This window comes from Aureispira sp. CCB-E, assembly GCF_031326345.1.
Taxonomy (GTDB): domain Bacteria; phylum Bacteroidota; class Bacteroidia; order Chitinophagales; family Saprospiraceae; genus Aureispira.
This window is the reverse complement of record NZ_CP133671.1, coordinates 1119621-1140578: the sequence shown is the minus strand read 5'-3', so window position 1 is coordinate 1140578 and position 20958 is coordinate 1119621. Positions and strand designations below refer to the sequence as shown.

14 protein-coding genes are annotated in these 20958 nt (G+C 35.6%); 4 read left to right on the top strand and 10 right to left on the bottom strand.

Going from position 1 to position 20958, the window contains the following annotated elements:
* Positions 1-35: 35 nt before the first annotated feature.
* The 5 genes from polA to gldN (QP953_RS04285) form a co-directional block, all read right to left on the bottom strand.
* Positions 36-2822 (bottom strand): DNA polymerase I, encoded by a 2787-nt coding sequence (polA, locus tag QP953_RS04305; RefSeq protein WP_309554081.1) that lies wholly within the window; start codon positions 2820-2822, stop codon positions 36-38.
* Between the two features lie 277 nt (positions 2823-3099).
* Positions 3100-5967 carry a hypothetical protein gene (locus QP953_RS04300; RefSeq protein WP_309554079.1) on the bottom strand — a complete coding sequence of 956 codons (2868 nt, stop codon included), beginning with the start codon at positions 5965-5967 and terminating at the stop codon, positions 3100-3102.
* Positions 5968-6754: 787 nt separating this feature from the next.
* Positions 6755-7369 carry a hypothetical protein gene (locus QP953_RS04295; RefSeq protein ID WP_052594831.1) on the bottom strand — a complete coding sequence of 205 codons (615 nt, stop codon included), beginning with the start codon at positions 7367-7369 and terminating at the stop codon, positions 6755-6757.
* A gap of 206 nt (positions 7370-7575) precedes the next feature.
* Positions 7576-8940, bottom strand: a complete 1365-nt coding sequence (locus QP953_RS04290) for a hypothetical protein (protein WP_052600389.1) — start codon at positions 8938-8940, stop codon at positions 7576-7578.
* 141 nt (positions 8941-9081) lie between these two features.
* On the bottom strand, positions 9082-9948 hold the full coding sequence (gene gldN / locus QP953_RS04285; protein WP_052594833.1) for a gliding motility protein GldN: 867 nt from the start codon (positions 9946-9948) through the stop codon (positions 9082-9084).
* A gap of 340 nt (positions 9949-10288) precedes the next feature.
* Between gldN (QP953_RS04285) and QP953_RS04280 the strand changes: the two genes are divergently transcribed.
* From QP953_RS04280 to QP953_RS04265, 4 genes are read left to right on the top strand one after another with little or no spacing between them, the layout of a single operon-like run.
* Positions 10289-11785 (top strand): cryptochrome/deoxyribodipyrimidine photo-lyase family protein, encoded by a 1497-nt coding sequence (locus QP953_RS04280; protein ID WP_052594835.1) that lies wholly within the window; start codon positions 10289-10291, stop codon positions 11783-11785.
* Positions 11745-12041, top strand: a complete 297-nt coding sequence (locus QP953_RS04275; protein ID WP_052594837.1) for a TIGR03643 family protein — start codon at positions 11745-11747, stop codon at positions 12039-12041. Before QP953_RS04280 ends, QP953_RS04275 begins: the two co-directional genes overlap by 41 nt.
* Positions 12042-12078: 37 nt before the next feature.
* A complete protein-coding gene (locus QP953_RS04270) occupies positions 12079-13617 on the top strand; it encodes a cryptochrome/photolyase family protein (RefSeq protein WP_309554078.1) in 1539 nt (512 codons plus the stop codon).
* Between the two features lie 34 nt (positions 13618-13651).
* Positions 13652-14878: a DASH family cryptochrome gene (locus tag QP953_RS04265; RefSeq protein WP_309554077.1), complete on the top strand. Its 1227-nt coding sequence runs from the start codon at positions 13652-13654 to the stop codon at positions 14876-14878.
* A gap of 155 nt (positions 14879-15033) precedes the next feature.
* Here QP953_RS04265 and QP953_RS04260 read toward each other — a convergent pair whose 3' ends face one another.
* The 5 genes from QP953_RS04260 to QP953_RS04240 all read right to left on the bottom strand — a co-directional run bounded on the left by QP953_RS04260 (position 15034) and on the right by QP953_RS04240 (position 20912).
* Positions 15034-15765, bottom strand: coding sequence for a GldM family protein (locus tag QP953_RS04260; RefSeq protein ID WP_309554076.1), 732 nt, complete (start codon positions 15763-15765; stop codon positions 15034-15036).
* 12 nt (positions 15766-15777) lie between these two features.
* On the bottom strand, positions 15778-16173 hold the full coding sequence (locus tag QP953_RS04255; RefSeq protein WP_081909497.1) for a GldM family protein: 396 nt from the start codon (positions 16171-16173) through the stop codon (positions 15778-15780).
* A 121-nt stretch (positions 16174-16294) separates the two neighbouring features.
* The gene (locus QP953_RS04250; RefSeq protein ID WP_052594847.1) at positions 16295-17908 is read right to left on the bottom strand and encodes a GldM family protein; all 1614 of its coding nucleotides are present in this window, start codon (positions 17906-17908) and stop codon (positions 16295-16297) included.
* 410 nt (positions 17909-18318) lie between these two features.
* The gene (gldN, locus tag QP953_RS04245; protein ID WP_309554075.1) at positions 18319-19146 is read right to left on the bottom strand and encodes a gliding motility protein GldN; all 828 of its coding nucleotides are present in this window, start codon (positions 19144-19146) and stop codon (positions 18319-18321) included.
* 170 nt (positions 19147-19316) lie between these two features.
* Entirely contained in the window at positions 19317-20912 is a 1596-nt protein-coding gene (locus QP953_RS04240) for a GldM family protein (protein ID WP_309554074.1), read from the bottom strand.
* Positions 20913-20958 lie beyond the last annotated feature (46 nt).

Here is a 20958-nt window from a genome sequence, read left to right as displayed (position 1 = left end):
TTTATAAGCATTTTGTTTTGTTCTCTTTTATTGGATTAATGCGCTTCAAGCCAATTGGCACCAGTATCCATTCCAACCAAAATAGGTACTTCTAATCCTGGCAATGCATTTTTCATATGCTCATCAATCAAGGCTTTGGCTTGCTCTAACTCGTTGAGTGGAACATCAAAAATCAACTCATCGTGTACTTGTGAGGTCATCTTAGTTTTTAAACCTGCATCTTGTATTGCTTTATGAATTTTGATCATTGCCAATTTAATCATATCTGCCGCAGATCCTTGAATTGGCGTATTAATAGCATTTCGTTCGGCATGAGAACGCATCATAGAATTTTGAGAATTCAAGTCTCTCAAGGTACGGCGTCTACCTTTTAACGTTGTTACATAACCGTCTATTCTAGCTTGAGCCACGACGTTTTCCATATAATTTTTCAGCCCTTCGTACTCATTAAAATACTGACTAATCAAAGCCTGTGCCTCGGAGCGTTTGATGCCTAAATTTTTAGACAAGTTCGTTGCTCCTGCACCATAAATGATACTAAAGTTAACTGTTTTGGCATTGTAACGCTGCTCTTTGGTTACCTCATCCAATGACACATCATAAATTCTAGCAGCAGTAGCTTGATGAATGTCCAAACCATCTTGAAAAGCTTGAATCATAGCCTTATCGCCACTAATTTCGGCAACTAAACGCAATTCAATTTGAGAATAATCCGCTGCCAATAAAATATGTTGCTGATCTTTAGGAATAAATGCTTTTCGCACCTCTCTTCCTCGTTCAGAACGAATTGGAATATTTTGTAAGTTGGGGTTTTGTGAGCTCAATCGCCCCGTTGCGGTCAAAGCTTGATTGAACGAACTGTGTATCCGCCCTGTTTTCTTGCTCACTAATTTCGGCAACGCATCTACATAAGTAGATTTTAGTTTTGCCATAGATCGATAAGTCAACAAATCAGCAACAATTTCATGTTCTTGTGCTAGTTCAGACAATTTTTCCTCATTGGTTGAAAACTGTCCTGTTTTTGTTTTCTTCCAACGGTAAGGAATTTCCAACTTACCAAACAAAACCTCTCCTACTTGTTTGGGAGAATCTAGATTAAATGTATTGAGCCCCGCCGCATCAAATATTTTCTTCTTAATATCAGCAATTTCTTGATCTAATACTTTGGAGTAATCTTTTAAAAATGCGACATCCAAATTCACACCATTGTACTCGATTTCAACCAAAACATCAATTAATGGCTCTTCTATTTCGTTGTACAGCTGAAGCAAGTCTCCTTCCAACAACTTATCCAACTCCAATTTGATTTGTAGGGTAATATCAGCATCCTCTCCAGCATATTCTTTAATTTTTTCGGGTGCGACATCACGCATAGACAACTGATTTTTGCCTTTTTTACCGATCAATGTCTCAATTGCTACAGGAGAATAATTTAAGTACGTTTCTGACAAATACGTTAGGTTGTGTCTATTTTCTGGTTCCAATACATAGTGCATCAACATTGTATCCCAGTACTTTCCTTTCACCTCTACCCCGTACCATTTCAACATCAAAACATCGTATTTGATATTTTGTCCTATCTTATCAATTTCAGGATTTTCAAAAAGGATTTTAAACTCAGCAATAATGCCTCTCGCTTCCTCTTGATTTTCAGGAATAGGTACATAATACGCTTCATGAGGTTTAACCGCAAAAGCAATTCCCACTAATTCTGCTTCACTCACATTCAATCCTGTTGTTTCTGTATCGAAACAAAACCCTTTTTCCGTTCCAAGCAAAGCAATTAATGCAGCGCGCTGTTCAGCTGTTTCAACCAAGTGATATTGATGTTCTACATTAGCAATATGCTTATCAGCGATACTGCCAACTTTCGCAGGTGCTTTTTTTGTAGATGATTTTTTAGCTACTACATTTCCAAAAAGATCCGTTTGTTTTCCTTCTGTACTCGAAGCAGAGGCTCCAATAATACGCTTCATCAATGTTCTAAATTCCAATTCAGCGAATAGTTCTTTTAGAGCATCTCTATTAAAGTCTTCTACTTTGTATCGTTCCGCATCAAATTGAATGGGACAATTCGTGTCAATAGTTGCCAATTGCTTAGACAATAAAGCATCTTCTCTCCCTGCCTCTACTTTTTCTTTTTGTTTTCCTTTTAATTTATCTGTATTGGCTAAGATACCTTCAATAGAATCAAATTCTGCGAGTAGTTTCACGGCAGTTTTAGCCCCAACACCTTTAATACCTGGAATATTATCCACAGCATCTCCTTGCAATCCCAAGATATCAATAACTTGATCCACTCGTTTGATTTGCCATTTTTCCAAGACTTCTTTTTCGCCTAAAACACTCACAGCATTCCCCATTCTGGCAGGTTTGTACAAAAACACCTTGTCCGATACCAATTGGGCATAATCCTTATCTGGCGTCATCATGTACACTTCAAAATCCTCCTTTTCAGCCTGTTTGGCCAACGTCCCAATTACATCGTCTGCCTCGTACCCTTCACAGAATGCCACAGGAATATTAAAAGCCTCTATAATTTTTTTGATATAAGGAATAGCTGTTGTAATATCTTCAGGTTGCTTTTCTCGATTGGCTTTGTATTCTACATACATTTCATGTCTAAATGTAGGACCAGGCAAATCAAAGACCACTGCAATATGACTTGGTTTTTCTTTTTTGAGCACATCCCACAATGTATTTGTAAATCCCGTAATAGCGGAAACATTCAAACCTTTTGAGTTGATCAATGGTCTGCTAATAAATGCAAAATGAGCTCGGTATATTAATGCAAAAGCATCTAGTAAAAATAATTTTTTCATAAAAATATAGGCATTTTTTTGTTGCCGTAATCTATTCCGTGTCCTTAATAGGATGAAACTTAACGTTTTTAAATTTTAGCAAAAGTACAAAAAAAGTAAGCAAAGACGCTATTAATTTACAGTCCATTCTTTACGAAAAAGAACAGAGGCTCTATTCAAAGATATTGCTTTAATCTATAAGCAAATTTAATTCTAGCTAGTCCTTGATTGCTCTTCTGATAAAAGTAATTTTCGATTGCTTATCAATTATTTTAGAATCACTATACTAGATTTCGATCTACCGAACCAAATTAATCAACACTTGATAATCATCGTATTTTGCATTTCCGCCCTTCATTTCCAAAAGATCCATAAATTCAGAAGGATCCATTGCATTTTGGCTAATTAACTCTTCCAATTCTTCATGTGTTAGTTCGGTTCGAACTTCAATTTCGCCTGCTGCAATTTGCTTCATTCGCCACTGGTATGTTTTCTCGATGCGATCCCAAATCGTTTTATGAACCTCTCTAAAATCTACGTCTTGTGCAACTACTTCTGCATTCTTAAAAGCTATGTTATTCCTAGCAATGATTTTTCCAGACTCGATAATAAAATAGGCGGTATGCGCCCATCCTTCGTGTCGTTCCAACAATTTTGAATAAATAACCAATTGCAAATCCTCCCCATTTCTCAACTGTTCTTTTCGATAGGTTGCTCCACCCCACTTCAAATCAACAATTGCCTTCTCGTAAGACGTTCCTTTTTTTCGTTGCAACACCAAATCAACCACACCTTTTAATTCTTGTGTAGCTACTTTGCCACTAATTGGAAGTTCTGTATCTACTATTGTCCAACCATTTTCTTGAATAGCAAAAACCAAAGCCCAAGCAGCTTGCTTAATCCGATTGGTCAAACCAATTCGCTCTGCCTCTTGCCCATACATTAATAAGACCGCTCCTTCTCGTTCAAACAAGTCGGATATATGCCCTTCTACCCACTCTACCACTTCCTCTTTTGACCAAGTTTTTTCTGAAGTTTTGATGGTATTAAAAAGCCCTTCAAAAACGCTGTGTGCTATATTTCCTTTTAAGATACGATCTTTGACAACGCTAAGCATGGATGACTTTTTGAACTTCACTTGATAGCGAAAAATCCATTGATAAGGATAATACAGCAAAGAATCTAAGCTAGAGTAGGATTCCGTTTCGGTTTGTTGAATGTTTTTATCACTTGGGATATAAAAATAAGGCTTGGGATGCCCTAATACATTTGGCATCAAAGAAATAAATCCAGGTAAAGTATAAAACTGTCCTAAAAATTGAATATTCTCTTGTGTGTCTAAGTTAACAATGATTCGACTCAAGTCGTTTTCACCCAAAGCAGCACACAAATCTCCCCACAAAGGGTGTGGTAGTTGTTCTTTACCTTCTATATATTGAGGCATTACCAAAATCAACCGCCTTTGTGTTCGCAACACGACCTGCATGCGTTGCCAAAGCAACCTAAGATTTTCTTCCGATGGCGTTTCGATTGGCACATCTTCCTTTTCCAAATACGTGCGTTCCTTTCGATACCATCGTGCAAAACCTGTTTCCCGTTCTATATCTACAAAATTCCACCAAAACACATCTTCTGCCGGTCGAACAATGGCACTCCCCTTGTAAACATAAGGCAAATGCCCAATTTCTTCTGATCGAAATCGAATAGCGGCCGGTTCGTTAATTGTTCTGACCAAGCGTTCCAATCTTAGATTGGATAAATGCGTATCATTCTCAGGTAAAGCTTCCAATACCTGTACGATATTATTTGATTGAATTCGCAAGCCTTCCAAGGCAGGTAGTCCATTCTGTAAATCTTCCTTGTAACGCTCAATTTCTTGAATTTTATTGTGGGGAGTACTAGGACTATCTAGTTTTTTTTGAAGGCTTTCGATCAATTTTTTGTGTTCATCTTCCTGCTTTCTCGCCCAAATAGACACATATCGGTACAAATCAATTACCTCTGATTTGGGAACAGCTTTAGTCGTGTCGTAGCGTCGTCTAGTAAACCAAAAGCGATACTCCTCTTGCGCTTTTTCTTTTTCTTCCTCTAAAGCCGCTCGATTTTCTGGATTTTCTTGTATTTTTTCATCATAATAATCAAAAAATTGACGCACCATGGCATTCCATGCCCCACTAAATAAACCTGGTTTTTGAGCCATAATTTTAGCAATACCTCTTGCTAAAGCAGGGTGAATAGGTGTATTGGGCAAAGAGACGAACTCCAATATTTTGTAGGGATTAATTGGACGCCACAAGAAGGTGCTTACTAATTTTAAAATTTGCAAAGTTGGTCGTGCAATAGAAGCAGATAAAATCCCCAAACTTGGTAGCCCTTCTTCAACCAAAGTATTGTCTAAGGTTCTATTTTTATCTGGAATCAAACAAACAGGTCGATAAGAAGGATTTTCAACAAAGACTTTCGCCCAATATTCTGCGGCATATGTTTCTCGCTTGGCTTGAATAATAATTAAAGAGCCATCTGCTTTTACCTGATTTCGCTGGTAAGGTTCTTTTAATAAAGCTTTTTGAAAGGTTTGTAAATCACCTGCCTCTTTTGCTATTGAATGCTTTAACTCTATTAAATCAATGCCTGTATTTTGCAGTGTTCCCAACAGTTCTTGCAAATGTGGCGGCAACAAGTACAACGGTTCATTCAAGTAAATTTTATCCACAGGCAAAGGCAGTATATTTACAAAATGTAAAACTCGACGAAAACGCTCTGCGAAACCATCAAAAAGAGCCGTTGGCTCTCCATTTTGGACTAAGTTTTCAATCTCCACTAATGTCCGAAGTCGAGTGGGCATATCTTTTTGATATGCAAAGTTCCACCCATTTATCAATAATTCATCCCGCCGTTGCAACAAAGCAATGGCTGTTGCCATATTATCTGCTTCAAAAGAAGCTCGGTAAAAAGCATTTGGGTTTAATTCCAGATGCACCGTCAATATTTGGCGATATTGCTCATACCTCAAATAGTCGTGACGTTCTGGATAACTAATTCCTAAATGTTTTTCTAGATAAGTAATTAGACTATTACTATTACAACACAAGTCGACCTCTTCCGGTATTTTGATATAAGTTGGAAAGGTTCTTTCCTCTATTTCTAATCCAAATTGTATAATCATGTTGAATATTTACTCTAATCTGCCGAAATCACGTTTAATTCTAATTGAATGTTTATTGTTTTTGAACGATTACTTAATATAGTAGTTCGTTGATTAGCTCCCTGCGGTCGTGAGATCGCTATCGCTTAGTTGTTTACTTTTTTACCAAAAAGATAAAAAAGCACATTTATATTAGTTTGATAATCAAAATTTTAACATAAAACACAACAAAGACACAACTTGCTGATTATCAAACTAATAAAGTTTAGCTTCGCTGCTACTGCGTGGTTTCAACGAACTATTGTTAATATCAATAGACTCATTTCATTAGACTACAAAACAAAAGTCTTTTGATTCTTATCCAACTACATTACTCCATTAAAAAATCAACGGAGTATTACAACTAGAAACACCCAATAAATTTAAGCACAAATAACTTGTACTTTAGCTGTTAACTTCTCCAAACAGTTTGAAGAATGTTTCTCAAACCTCTATACATCACATTTGCCAAACATGAAGGTAAACAATCCTACTTCATTCTCCAATCAAGTTTCTATTTTTGAGTATTCTGATTATAGACTGTTGTCTAATTCATCAAAGAACTAACCTTCCAATGCCTCAAAAATAAGTTGAAGCTATTAAAATAACAAAGGCGCAAGCCTCCTTAACTTGCGCCATTTAACTGGGTTAATAGATCATTTTTAGTAGAGAAGTAAGTAAAAATGGCTAACAGTTAGCAAAGTAGCACGGAAAATTAATAACTGTTGACCATTTTAGTCTTATTCCGTTAGTATACTATAGCATACTATCAAGAACACTTTCTATTGTGAAATCCAATGGGCAGTACTTCCGTTTCAACTTGTTGAAACATTTCGTCCTTTAGGTATTTAAACTCATCTATGTTCACAATATTTTGGTTCTTTAGCCAATCTAGATTATGCATTTTTTGGTCGTAACAGTCTACGCAATCCCAATATTTTTCAACTAAAAATATTTTGCGTTGCTCTAACAATTCAGTAATAAATTCATCTGCTTGTTTTTTATAATTGGCATCTCTAAAAAAGCCAATAGAGCCATTTTCTATCGTATCTAAGTATAAAATTTCTTGTGCATTTCTATAAACAATATAAAATAAGAGACTAGACATAGCTACTCCTAGAATTGGTGCAAAAAGATTCGTAACGCTGCCTGTTCCATAACCTATAAAATTTGCCATAGACAACCAAAACAAAATAGAAGCCGCTACAAACAAAATATAATTAGGTTGGCGCCTAGTCCTTCGTTCGCCAATAATATCTTCATACCTCAACTCTACTTCATAACCACTCAATAAACCCATCTCCTTAAAATGTAGAATTCCATCATCTAATCTAAATTCTTTTTCTTTCCATAATCTTTTTTGAACCATTTTACGAGTCTCCATTGTCAAGATTTTTATTTGTAGTAATAGATAGTATCTCTGCCAATATTTCTATTTGTTTATTGTTAGTATAGTATACGTTTTTTGAAAAATTTTGTTTCAACAAAAAGATGCAAAATTCAACAAAATAAAACTTTTTTGTTTACAAAAAAACAAAAATCTATCAACTACCTCATTAAAACACTTTCTTGTTTTAAAAAAAACATGAGTCATCCCGAATTTTCTAAAGCACATTGACAAAATAAAAATGTTAAGATAAAATGGATGGCTTTTCTAAGTCTGTAAATCGGCATCGAAGTCTTTCGGTGCCGATTTCCTGTTCTAGGACACCAAATATTAATGATAGTAGTCATAGTTGCTCTAAAGTTCCTCAACATCCGAAACAAAAAATCCATTACCAAAGTAACTAACATCAACATTTTAAGACGATTTTCAAAGAACCAAAGCCTAGGAGACTCCATACCCAACTCTGATTTTCCATATCTAAAAACCTGTTCAATATCCCATCGTTTCATATAAGAATAGAACATTTCCCATGCTTTGCCACAAGTGTCAATTACTTCATTGGTTAGCAAGTACATAGGAGAAGTGCCTTTGCGTTTATCACGAACAATAACGAGGTATAAATCTGTTTGGGGAAACCATGGATGAGCTACTTTTCGGTAGAGTATTTTGACGCTTCTCGTTTCTTTCCGAATATTATCCCATATTAGGCGATGATCCTTAGCTTTTTGTCCCAGAGAAAGACGATAGGTATTTTTCTTCACTCCATTTTCATCAATCAAATTATTAAGCTTTTTCCAACGAACTAGAAACTTTGCTTTAAAGTTGAGCATACGTTCTACAAAAACACCATTGGCATAACCTCTATCAAAGACATGAAGCACATCCGCTTGTGTAGATGCTACACGTTTATTTAGAGCATTAAACATCCGATAAAATATCTCCGAACTTTCCTCTTTATGTTTACCTCTTGTGGCAAACCAACGCATTTTAGATATTTGAGGAACTTCCTTCGCATGCAAGGAGGTTAAAACTGCACCCGACCACTCAAATCCAGGAACACAAATACGTTTATGCTTATCATAATAACCTGGTTTTATTCGTGTTAACCGTTGACTCTTCTTACTGTGTACTGGGCTTAGCCCTTCACTAAACCAACTTTCGGGCTTTTCTAGTACACTATCATCCCAGAGCATCAACCAACTTTTTCCTAATTCTTGCTTATCTTCCAATCTAGCAACAAACTCTTCTTCTAAATGTTGATCTATTATTTGGTAATCCCATTTCTTACTGCGAAATAAATTACTCACACGTTTTACTCCTGCTTTAGCTTTTTTAGGACCAAGAACTAAGGCGCCTAACTCGGTCAATAGCAAGGCATCTGAACGATTTCTTGACATTAAAACTGCTATAAATACATTATAAAATGTACGCACCAAACGTTTATCTAAATCTTCATCTAGTTTTAAGAGTAATTTAGACAAGTATTGATGTGAGCGATGTAAAATTGTCCATCCTGCTCCATTCTCTTTATTGATATTTTCTGTATCTTGTAGTTTATTATAATACATAGGAATCTCTAATTTTTTGTGGTAATTAAATCTAGTAGATTCCTATCTTTTTTCCAAAAAAAAAGTCATCGCCGAAAAATTCGGGATGACTCATGTTTAATAATAAAAACGCTAATTTTTATGTAAGAGGTTATTTTACTTTTAGTACGTCCAAAGATCGTGTTCAAAATGAAAAATCCCTTCTTTTATTTTATCAGACTCCAATAATACAGCCATTGGTTCGTTCTTATAATCTTTAATTCTACGATCGTATACGTTAGACTCTTTGGTAATGTAGCCTGAGAACATACGAGCTTCAAAAATATCTTCCCAACTCATACGAGCAGCGTCATTTTCTGTATTAAACGCCTCTGTGCGTGCTAAGGTCTCTCTTAATTCTGGGTAGTATGCCCAAAACATAGGTCCTGAATTTAAATAGTTTCCATTGTCATCTCTACGATCTATAATTGGAGCAATTCCCAAAATGCGAACATCCATACTTGAGGTTTCTTCATCAAAGAAATAAACTTCCTTGATACGATATTTCGTGATGTCTTCCCAATTTAATTCATTGCGAACAATTACGGTTTCTTCTGTAAAATCTTCTGGTCTAAAAATAATTGTTGTATCAATAGAAACGCCTATTGTTTCTGCTTCGGCTTGAGTCATTGGTGTAGAAAATTCACTACCAAAAGAATGGTGATACAAGGTGATGTCTCCTGATTTTCCTGCTTCAATCAAGATATTGATAAATGGAGCTTGTTCATTTCTAAAAATATGGTTTCGCTTTTCACGTGTATCAATCAATCTCCAAACACGTTTTTCCCAAAATACATCCTTTTCATGGATATAGTCGTATGGCAACACTTGTTTTTCTTTGTGCAGGTAACGATCATAAAAACCATCTCTAGGACTTGCTTTTTCTATATTTCCTGATTCTGTTACATTGTTATTCTGCGCAAAAGTTGTTGTCCCAACTAAAAAACAAAAGCTCCATACAAAAGCAGACATTATTTTTTTCGTCATCATTTTTTTTCAATTTTAATTATTAACTAATCAAAAGTGTTGGAGTAAAAGGCAAAGAAACTCGTTAGCACTCTTTGTAGTCATAATTACCAAGCTTCAAAAGGTTACAATTATTCAATTTATTTTTTTTAGTTTTTAAAATAAAACGCTTAGTGACAACTCTATTTCTTGATTCTGAATACGTTCTATTTCTTCAAGCCTTAACCTATTAAAGCTTTATAGGCATATATATAGTATTGTGATAATCAAAATCAATGAGCATCTTTAAATTGATTGATTTTTAATTCGGTAATTAAAAAATTAGTGTGAACATTATTGTACAACAATGGTTAAAATTATACTTATGAAAAAGGAAATTAACATAGTATGGTTAAAAAGAGACGTTCGTTTGCACGACCACTTACCACTTCACAATGCAATATTGGATGGGGTTCCTATTCTGTTGGTCTATTGTTTTGAACCTCCATTAATAGATATGCCTTTATACAGCCAACGGCATTGGCAATTTGTTGTAGAAGGACTTAGAGACTTGCACCTTCAACTCAGAACACTACACCCACACAACCTTCAAGTTATTAAAGGTGATTTTTTACGTTTTTTAATCGCTTGTCAAAAACACTTTAGAATAAAAGCGCTCTACTCTAGTCAAGAATCAGGCATACAATGGACATTTGACAGAGATAAGAGGATTAAAAAATTTTTAGAAAGTAAAAAAATACCTTGGTACGATTATGCTACAGAAGGCGTTAGGCGTGCCGTTTTTAATCGAGACAATTGGTTTAAAGATTGGTATATCTATATGGAAACAAGCATTCCAGTTACAGATTATACCCAAGCGGAATTTATAGCTCTGCCTAGTAATTTATCAACGACTTTTGATGCTACCCATTTTACCAAACAATTTCCTACTATCAATAAAAAACAAGCTTTTCAAATAGGCGGTGAACGACTTGGATTAAAAATCTTGAAAAGTTTTTTAGATAAGCGTTACGAGCACTATAGGTGGCATATTTCTAAACCACTAGAAAGCAGAACAAGTTGCAGTAGGTTATCGCCATATTTGGCTTGGGGACATATCAGCCTCCGAAAAGTTTATCAAGCAACCAAAATAAGACAAGCACAACATACCAATGGAAAATTATTGCGTGGTTTTATAGATCGATTGACTTGGAGAAGTCACTTTATTCAAAAGTTTGAAGATGAAATTACCATGGAGTCTTTACCTTTAAATCGAGGCTATACTGCTCTAACAATAGACCATAATCCATCTTACATAAAACGTTGGAAAGAAGGTCAAACAGGATATCCTTTAGTAGATGCGTGTATGCGTTGTTTGATTCGAACAGGTTATATTAATTTTAGAATGCGAGCCATGCTTGTTTCCTTTTTCACCCAACATCTTTTGCAAGATTGGAAGATTGCAGCAGAATATTTAGGCGCATTGTTTTTGGATTTTGAGCCAGGAATTCATTTCCCTCAAATTCAAATGCAAGCAAGCATTACAGGAATTAACATCGTTCGCATATACAATCCTATAAAACAATCATTGGAACACGACCCCAAAGGTTTATTCATAAAACAATGGGTGCCTGAGTTGCAATCCATTTCTCATGAGTACATTCATATGCCCTGGACATTGCCTCCCTTAGAAGCATCTAGAATCAACTTTGTACTCGGCAAGCATTATCCGCTGCCTATTGTTGATACCGCCCAAACAGGCAAACGAGCAAGAGATTTATTTTGGTCTATAAAAAAAGACCCTATTGTTAAACAGGAAACAAAAAGAATATTAAAAATTCATGCAAATCCAAGAAAAACAGCTAAAAGAACTGAGTCCTAGAGAAAAGGATAGAATTATAGAAATGGCTTGGGAAGATCGCACTACTTTTGATGCAATTGAATTTCAGTTTGGACTCTCAGAAGCTCAAGTTATTCAATTGATGCGCCAACAAATGAAGCCTTCTAGTTTTAAAATGTGGCGCAAACGAGTTTCTGGTAGAAAAACAAAACATGCCAATAAAAGAAACTTTGAAGCAGGACGCTTTAAATGTTCTCGGCAACGCTCTGTCTCCAACAATAAAATTTCTAAACGATAAATCAATAGTTAGCTGTGCTGCTACTAATAAATAATACATGAGGACTTATACTACTTTGCGGTTAATATTAGGTGATCAACTGAACGAACAACATTCATGGTTCAGACAAGTAGATAATCAGGTACTTTATGTCATGATGGAAATTGAGCCCGAAAGTGCTTACGTAACCCATCACATACAGAAAATTGTTGGCATTTTTGGAGCAATGCGTCAATTCAATACTCAGCTGAAGGCAAACGGGCATGCTGTCTGTTATTACAAAATATCTGATCAGAATAACCAACAATCGTTTGCTGATAATGTTGATACATTAATACACCAATATCAAATTCAACATTTTGAATATCAACTACCTGATGAGTATCGTCTAGATCAACTGCTTCGCACTTATTGCAATCAACTAAATATTACCTCCCTAGCAGTGGATTCCGAACATTTTTATACTCAAAGAGAAGACTTAACGCTCTTTTTCAAACAGAAGAAAGCAACCATTATGGAGTCTTTTTATAGAGCCATGCGCAAAAAGCACGACATCTTAATGGAGGATACCGAACCCGTTGGAGGAATTTGGAATTATGATAAAGAAAATCGCAAAAAAATCCCTCGAAAGCATTCTATCGAAGCACCATACCTGCTAAAGCATGATGTTGGTTCTATTTATAAAGACATCCAAACTGCTAACTTAAAATATATTGGGCATATTGTCCCCAAAGCATTTATATGGCCCTTAAATAGACAAGAAGCCCTAAATCTTTTAGACGATTTCCTACAACGAATGCTTCCTTTTTTTGGTCTTTACCAAGATGCAATGCATCAAGAACATTGGAGTTTGTACCATAGTCGATTATCTTTTTCACTTAATATTAAACTTATTTCGCCTAAAGAGGTTATAGTAGCTGTAGAAAAAGTTTATCGACATAACAAGGTGGTTGATATTGCTCAAGCAGAAGGTTTTATTCGCCAAATATTAGGATGGAGAGAATTTATGCGAGGAATCTATTGGAGAGAAATGCCCGGCTATCAACAGCTTAATAAATTAGATGCTCAAAGGGATTTGCCAGCTTTTTTTTGGACAGGCAACACAAAAATGAATTGCCTACAAAAAGCGATTCAACAATCCCTAGATTATGGATATGCTCATCATATTCAAAGGTTGATGATAACAGGTAACTTTTGCCTGATTTCTGGCATCAATCCTACGGATGTGGACAATTGGTACTTAGGTATTTATATGGATGCTTTTGAGTGGGTAGAAATTACCAACACTAGGGGAATGAGTCAATTTGCTGATGGTGGTATTGTTGGCACCAAGCCGTATTGTGCTTCTGCTAATTATATCAACAAGATGAGCAATTATTGCCAAAATTGTCATTACAATAAAAAAGAAAAAACAGGAGATAAAGCCTGTCCTTTTAACGCCTTGTACTGGAACTTTATTCATCAACACAAAAACCTACTAAAATCTAATCCTAGAATGAGTATGGTATATCATATCTGGGAAAAATTTGGCTCAAAAGAGCAGGATATTATATTACAACAAGCTTCTAAATATTTAAATAACATTGAACAACTGTAATCTAAATACTTGTCTATACCTCTTTCAAAACAACTTGCGTTTACAAGATAACCCATCTTTGTACTACGCCTACTTCCATTTTTGGAATGTAGTCCCTGTACTTGTTATTCCCGAAAAAGCAAATACTCATTTGAATGAAATTGGTCAAGAAATGGGCACATTTAGACGGCAATTTTTAATAGAAGCTGCTCTCGATTTAAAAGCATCTCTGGCAAAAGAAAAGATTGATTTAATCATTCTAAAAGAAGATAAAAATCTAGTTTCTAGACTCAAAACTATTTGCAAAACTTATGACATAGAATATACGGTTACTTCCTATCCTAGAGGAACCTATGAAGGAAACTTGTTAGGGGCTTTCTGTGAGTTCACGGCTGTTTTTACTTGTGAAGATGATAATTTGGTTGCTATGGAAGAATTACCTTTCACAGAATTGCCCAAAGTATTCACCCCTTTTCGCAAAGAAATGGAAGCCAACTTGGATATCCGTGACAAAACTCAAAAACCATTGTTAAAAAAATTCAAAGACAGTCATAAATTTTCAGATACCCTAGAACTGATTCAACACCCCAAGCACCCTAATTCTGCTTATCCTTTTATGGGTGGAGAAACGGCTGCTCATGAACGACTTAATTATTATTTGTGGGAATCTAAAGCTATCACGGATTATAAAGAGACTCGAAACGAATTGATTGGCGAAAACTATTCCTCCAAACTTTCGGCTTATTTGGCTTTAGGCAATTTATCTCCCGTACAAGTATATTATGCGATTAAAGACTTTGAGGCACAAGTAGAAAAAAATGATAGCACCTATTGGTTATTATTTGAATTGCTTTGGCGGGAATATTTCTTGTTAGTAGCTCTTCAAGGACACACCAAAATTTACTCTATCCAAGGAATTCAGGATAAGGAACCTAAGAATTATTCCAACGATATTAAGAAATTTGAGCAATGGTGTATAGGTAATACCGACCACCCGTTTATTAATGCTAACATGAAAGAATTGGTTGCTACAGGCTATATGAGTAATAGAGGACGCCAAAATGTGGCGAGCTATCTTGTTCACCATCTAAAAATTGATTGGCGTTGGGGAGCTTCATTTTTTGAGAAACACTTGATTGATTATGATATTTCACTCAATTGGTGCAATTGGATGTATGTAGCAGGTGTGGGTAATAATACTCGTAATAAAGTATTTAATCCAACCCTTCAGCAAGAACGCTATGATCCAGATGGTACGTACTGCAACTTGTGGAATCAATAATATATTTATAGGATCAAAAATCTATTTTGAATGCCCTACTACAATGGGCATTCAAAAGTAGTATCATTCATTTTTTGAGAAGCATTTGATTGATTATTATAAAGATATTTCTTTTGTAAAAATATCGACAGCGTATTAAGTTTTGTCAGCTTCTGCTATTTAATCTGAAATGCCAAGCCATTGATTTTTCTCCCAATAATATCTCCAGGGCAACGTACTTTTATATCTGCAAACGCGTATTGATCTCCTGGTTTGGCTTTTTTGATTACATCTGCAATAGTTCCCGTAAAACGTCCGCCAATCCCTTTATATTCCAGCACATCACAACTTTTACAAGCGTAATACAACGTATAGGATTGTATGGCACATCTTAGGTCCATATCAAAATTATTCAACCTTGCTACCAAACCTGGTTGAGCTTTAAATTCGCCCGACCCAATTAAGCCATTCATTTTATTTGCTAAAACAACAACAGGATCAGGGATTCGTTTTACTCTGAAATTAGCGGTTTGAGACTGACCAGTACTTTTATTAGTAACGGTTATGGTTGCTTGCCCAGGCTTCTGACAAGTTACGGTATAATGCCCGTTTCCTTGTTGGGTAATTATCGCTCCTTCTGATTTGATAGATAAATTATTATTATCCAATCCTGATGCAGCTACCGTAATAGGGTTTTCAACACCGATATAAAATACATTCATCTTGTCTGCTGCTACCGCTAATGTTCCTATTCCTGAATTAGGGTCTTGCACACTAGTTTTCCCTATAAAACTATAATCATTACTAGGCGGAAAGACGCACAATAGCCCCTCCATAAAAACACTTAAATTACTAGCAAGCAAAATCATAAAAAAAGCTGTAACCCCTATTGATTTGATTGTGTTCATAAACAAATCATTTTATCGTATTTTGAAATATAGGCTATTGGCAGGACGCCCAACCGTATCGCCTGGGCATTTTACTTTTACATCGGTAAAGGTATATTGGTCACCCGAAGCAGCTTGTTTGATAATTTTGTTCACCATCCCTTTGAATTTTCCTCCTTTCGCTTTTAGAACAATGGGATCTTTTCTTTTTGCTGTATAATACAAAGTATAAGAATCAATAAGGCATTTGGCATCAAAATCAAAGTTATCTAGCCAAGCAATTAAACCAAGTTGTGCCTTAAATTCAGCCGCAGTAATATTTCCAGTTTTATTAAAATTTGCAGTAGCAGGTACAGTACTCGTGCTAGACATCAATACAGTGCTCAATACCACCAAAGGTAAAAGCATCCTTCTTTTTGTGAATATCATAATTTTTCAGTTTAGGCAAAAGAAGGGCTATGCTGTTTTGGGCAGCACAACCTTCTCTCGATTCATTATTTAAAGGGTGGGCAGAATGAACTCCCCAATTGGAATAAGTAACAATCTTTTATTATCGAATTGTAAACGACAAACCATTCACACGGCGCCCCACAGTATCTCCAGGACATTTTGCTTTTACTTCTGTAAACATATAGGTATCACCAGGCTTTGCTTGGCGCACTACTTGAAGCACTTGTCCTGAAAATCTAGTTCCAGAACCTATTATTTCAACTGGATCTTGACGCTTTCTAGTATAGTACAATTTGTAACTTTGAATAGTACACTTAGCATTAAAATCAAAGTTTTCTAAATTAGGTATCAATCCTAATTGAGCTTTAAACGTTCCAGATTTAATGGGACCATCTACCTTGCCAGCACATTTAACCACAGGATCAGGAATTCGTTTTACTCTAAACTCAAAATCTGTTTTTGCCAAACCACCTCCAGAAAGTGTGATTTTAGCCATTCCAGTTCTTTTAGCCGTCACTATACGTTTTGCACCTGAGCCCTTCATTGTAACCCCAGTACTGGTTACTTTTAGCTGAGAAGATGGCACCCCTGCTGCCGTAACAGTAATTGGATTTTCCACTCCTACATAAAACACATTCATTTGATCTGCCGAAACCGTTGCCGAACGCATCCCAACCTCATACTCAAATGTACTCGTTCCTGTTTTCACTTCACCTGTCAAAGGATTTCTAACTTTACAACCCAAAGTAAGTTTTTTACTACCTGCAGAAGTGGTGTTTTGAGTTAGAATAGCCTTTCCATCTGCTCCAATTTTCAACGGAGAACCATTAACGGTAAGTTGTATATTGGCAGGATCCAATTGAGAACTATAAGATCCCAATGAAATTTCTGCTTTAAAAGGTTCTCCTTTTATGACATAAGATTTTTCGGCATTGATAACAGGAAAAAACTGATCAATTACGATCGTTTTGCCTCCTGCAATCGCTGTCAAATCATTAACCATGGTAGCTTCTGCACTTCGGGCATTAGATTGAATTTGGCTCAACAAAGGCAACACAGCAGCCAAAGGCATTTGTCTAAATTTAAAATCTGCCCAACTTTTCTTATCACTATGTGTCCACTCATCGTCAATATTAAGCGTTATGTTTTTTTCTAAGCCTTTAATTTTCAGCTCTATTTCTTCTTCTTTGAGATCAAATGCTTTTCCATGCTCTCGCAATAAATTGGTATATAACTCCAACAAATGCTGTTTGGATGTTATAATCTTTTGCTCCAACTCATTGCCTTTCCCACCGTCTACTAAAATTCGAGTGGTGATGTCTTTATTTTTTTTGCCTTTAGGAACCATTTCCCCATGGCTCTCTATAAAGTCTCCATCATCTTTTTGACCATTTATATTTCCACCTTCATCAATCAATTGATCTCTGATTTCTTCAATATAGGTAATCAAAGCTTTGGTAGTGTTTCGAATGTCTTTTACAGCAGGTACAATTGGTTTAAAGTTCTGCTTTGATTCATCTGCTAACAATTCCTCTAAACCCTTTGCGGTCGCATCCAATTGCTTATTAACAATATTCATAGAGTCCTGATTTCCTTTATCTAAGGCAAAAAAAGCATTAATAATCTCCGCAGAAACATTTAAAGCTAACATAGCCGTTAACACTAAGTACATCAAATTAATCATTAACTGTCTCGGTTCTTTAGGTATTGACATAGTTTTATTTTTTCTAATTAATAAATAAACCCATGACAGCTAAATTTTTCTTTATACAACCCACCTTTTGTAGGCATATCTATTGCTTTTTTGTTAATCCATCATTTTAATGAAACAGATACATGATGTTATACTTGACACTAAACATAAATAGTAATTATCAAGTCAATAGGATCTATTTTAACCAATCACTAAATGCAATAATTAGCAGGATAACGGTAGGGGGTTATACTACAAAATTATTGTTAAAGAGCAATGATGAATAACTTGTATATCCTTATAATTCTACTTTCACGAAAGGTTACAGTTTGGAACAGCATAATTGTATTTTTATAAAAAAAATTGCCAACCCGCTACGCAGATTGGCAATTTTCATCAATATCAACTCTTAAAGAGTACTTTATCCGATTTTAATAAGACCAAAGATCATGCTCAAAATGGAAGATTTGTTCTTTAAGTTTATCAGATTCTAATAACATATCCATCGGATTTGTTTTGTAATCCTTGATTCTTCTATCATACACGTTAGATTCTTTGATAATATAAGAAGCAAACATTCTCGCTTCAAAAATATTTTCCCAACTCATACGTGCAGCATCATTATGAGGATTAAATGCCTCATGACGCGCTAGGATACTACGCAACTCAGGATAATAAGCCCAGAACATTGGTCCTGAATTTAAGAAGTTACCATTATTATCAACACGATCAATAATTGGCGCTAAACCTAAAATACGTACATCCAATGTAGAGGTTTCTTCATCAAAGAAGTACACCTCTTTGATACGATATTTTTTGATATCCTCTGGGTTCAAATCATTTACTACTACCTGTACAATTTCTTCGAATGTTTCAGGGTCAAAGGTAATGATTGTATCTACTGAGCTACCCAAGTTTTGCATTTCTTCTTGTGTCATAGCTTGAGAGAACTCATCATCAAAAGTATGATAAAGCGTAATATCTCCTGTTTTGGCATGTTGTAGAAGGATGTTAATAAATGGCTCCTTCTCATTTTTGAAAGGATGATTCATTTTCTCACGAATATCTATCAGACGCCAAATTCTTCTTTCCCAGAATACATCTTTTTCGTGGATGAAATCATAAGGGATAACTTGTTTCTCTGTATATAAATATCTGTCGTAGAAATTATCTCTTGGTTTAACTTGATCTGTGTTACCAGATTCTGTTACATTAGGATTGTTTTCAGGTTGAGCCCAAACAAATGCAGGCGTTATCACTGTTAGAACCAGTCCTAAAACGAAGAATCGTAAAAATTTATGATTCACATTCATTAGTTTAATCGTTTTGAGTATTACCGAATAATAAAATTACAAAAAGTTGGTTGCTTACGTTATTAATAACGCAAAACAACCAACTTGTATTTTATCAATCTCAAAAAAATTTGAAATTATCTAATCTTGAAAGTCAAACCGTTTACACGACGACCAGCACTATCACCTGGACATCTAGCTTTTACGTCTGTAAATGCATATTGATCACCTGGTTTTGCTTGTCTAACAGCAGAAGCAATTTGACCAGAGAAACGACCTCCTTTTCCTTTTAGTTCTACTGCATCTTGACGTTTACGTGTATAGTACATAGTATATGATTGCACTTGACATCTCGCATCAAAGTCAAAGTTTTCTAACCATGCAGCCAAACCTGGTTGAGCTTTGAACTCACCAGATCCCATTAAACCATCCACTTTCTTACCTAATTTTACGATAGGATCTGGAATACGTTTAACACGGAACTTAAATGGAAACTTCTTACCGTTTTTAGTATCAGTTACAGTAATTGTTGCTTCACCTGGTTTTTTAGCTGTTACGATATAGCTAGTTTTTCCTTTAGATTTCAAAGTACCACCAGTCATAGAAACTTTCATAGCTGAAGTTGTGATACCAGCAGCAGCAACTGTTACTGGGTTGTCAACACCAACATAGAATACATTCATCTTGTCAGCAGCAACGTTCACAGAAGGTTGACCTACTTCGTAAGAGAATTCTTTTTTGAATGTTTCTACCTCACCTGTTTGTGGATTTTTTACAGAGATAGTAGCTGTATATTTCTTCTCACCTACACTAGATCCAGAAGCTGTATACTTTGCTTTACCATCTACTACATTTAATCTGCTACCACCAACAGAAACAGAGAAATCAGCTTGAGAAGAGTACGCTCCCAATGCAATTTCTGATTCGTACTTTTCACCTAATAAGATGTAAGGCTTAGAAGACTGAGAAAATACGTCAAACTTATCATAAGTCAACTCCATTTTACCCATTTGACTAGCCAAGAAGTTAATCACAGCAGCCTCAGAAGTTCTTGCATCGTTTTGGAATTTACGCAACATTGGATAAATCGCAGCTACTGGCATGTGCCCAAAAGTAAATTCTTCCCATGATTTACCTTCGTGTTGTTCTGGATTATATTTTTCGTCTGCAACTAAAGTCATTTCAGACTCCAAACGCTTCAATGTTTCGTCTTTTTTGTTTTTATCAGCAAAGATAGTTCCTTTGATACCACCATTGTCCCAAAGACCACCTACGAAATCAAGATAAGCTTGTTTTAGCTTTTTAATTTCAGCAGCAAGAATTTGACCTTGAGGTTCTTTTTTCTCACTACCATAGTCTCCAGATACAAAGATACGTTGAGGAGTATCTTTATCTTTTTTACCAATAGGTTTTCCTGCCAATTCAGGATGACCTTGTGACTCAGCCTCTTCAGCAGTATAAGCTCCACCAGACTCTTCTACCATACGCTCTCTCAAACCAGTAACGAAAGTATTGAATCCAACAGTAATATTTTTAGCCTCTTTTGCTTTTTCTACTAAAGGTTGGTATTGTGTTTTAGTTTTTGCAGTTTCCGCCATACTCTCAATAACACTGGTTACGGAGGCCTCTACAATTTGATTATTTTTCTTTATACCCTTATCGAGCATAAAAAACGCATTTATGATTTCAGCTGATACATTCAACGCTAACATAGCTGTCAAAACCAGATACATCAGGTTAATCATCAGCTGTCTTGGTTCCTTAGGAATTGACATGCTT

What these genes read in the sequence shown, in the direction of transcription:
- QP953_RS04240 (WP_309554074.1), bottom strand. Translation starts at nt 20,912, where the DNA reads ATGTATCTGGTTTTGACAGCTATGTTAGCGTTGAATGTATCAGCTGAA.
- QP953_RS04250 (WP_052594847.1), bottom strand. Translation starts at nt 17,908, where the DNA reads ATGTCAATACCTAAAGAACCGAGACAGTTAATGATTAATTTGATGTAC.
- QP953_RS04290 (WP_052600389.1), bottom strand. Translation starts at nt 8,940, where the DNA reads ATGTATTATAATAAACTACAAGATACAGAAAATATCAATAAAGAGAAT.
- gldN (WP_052594833.1), bottom strand. Translation starts at nt 9,948, where the DNA reads ATGATGACGAAAAAAATAATGTCTGCTTTTGTATGGAGCTTTTGTTTT.
- polA (WP_309554081.1), bottom strand. Translation starts at nt 2,822, where the DNA reads ATGAAAAAATTATTTTTACTAGATGCTTTTGCATTAATATACCGAGCT.
- QP953_RS04255 (WP_081909497.1), bottom strand. Translation starts at nt 16,173, where the DNA reads ATGATATTCACAAAAAGAAGGATGCTTTTACCTTTGGTGGTATTGAGC.
- QP953_RS04295 (WP_052594831.1), bottom strand. Translation starts at nt 7,369, where the DNA reads ATGGAGACTCGTAAAATGGTTCAAAAAAGATTATGGAAAGAAAAAGAA.
- QP953_RS04280 (WP_052594835.1), top strand. Translation starts at nt 10,289, where the DNA reads ATGAAAAAGGAAATTAACATAGTATGGTTAAAAAGAGACGTTCGTTTG.
- QP953_RS04300 (WP_309554079.1), bottom strand. Translation starts at nt 5,967, where the DNA reads ATGATTATACAATTTGGATTAGAAATAGAGGAAAGAACCTTTCCAACT.
- QP953_RS04270 (WP_309554078.1), top strand. Translation starts at nt 12,079, where the DNA reads ATGAGGACTTATACTACTTTGCGGTTAATATTAGGTGATCAACTGAAC.
- QP953_RS04260 (WP_309554076.1), bottom strand. Translation starts at nt 15,765, where the DNA reads ATGAACACAATCAAATCAATAGGGGTTACAGCTTTTTTTATGATTTTG.
- QP953_RS04275 (WP_052594837.1), top strand. Translation starts at nt 11,745, where the DNA reads ATGCAAATCCAAGAAAAACAGCTAAAAGAACTGAGTCCTAGAGAAAAG.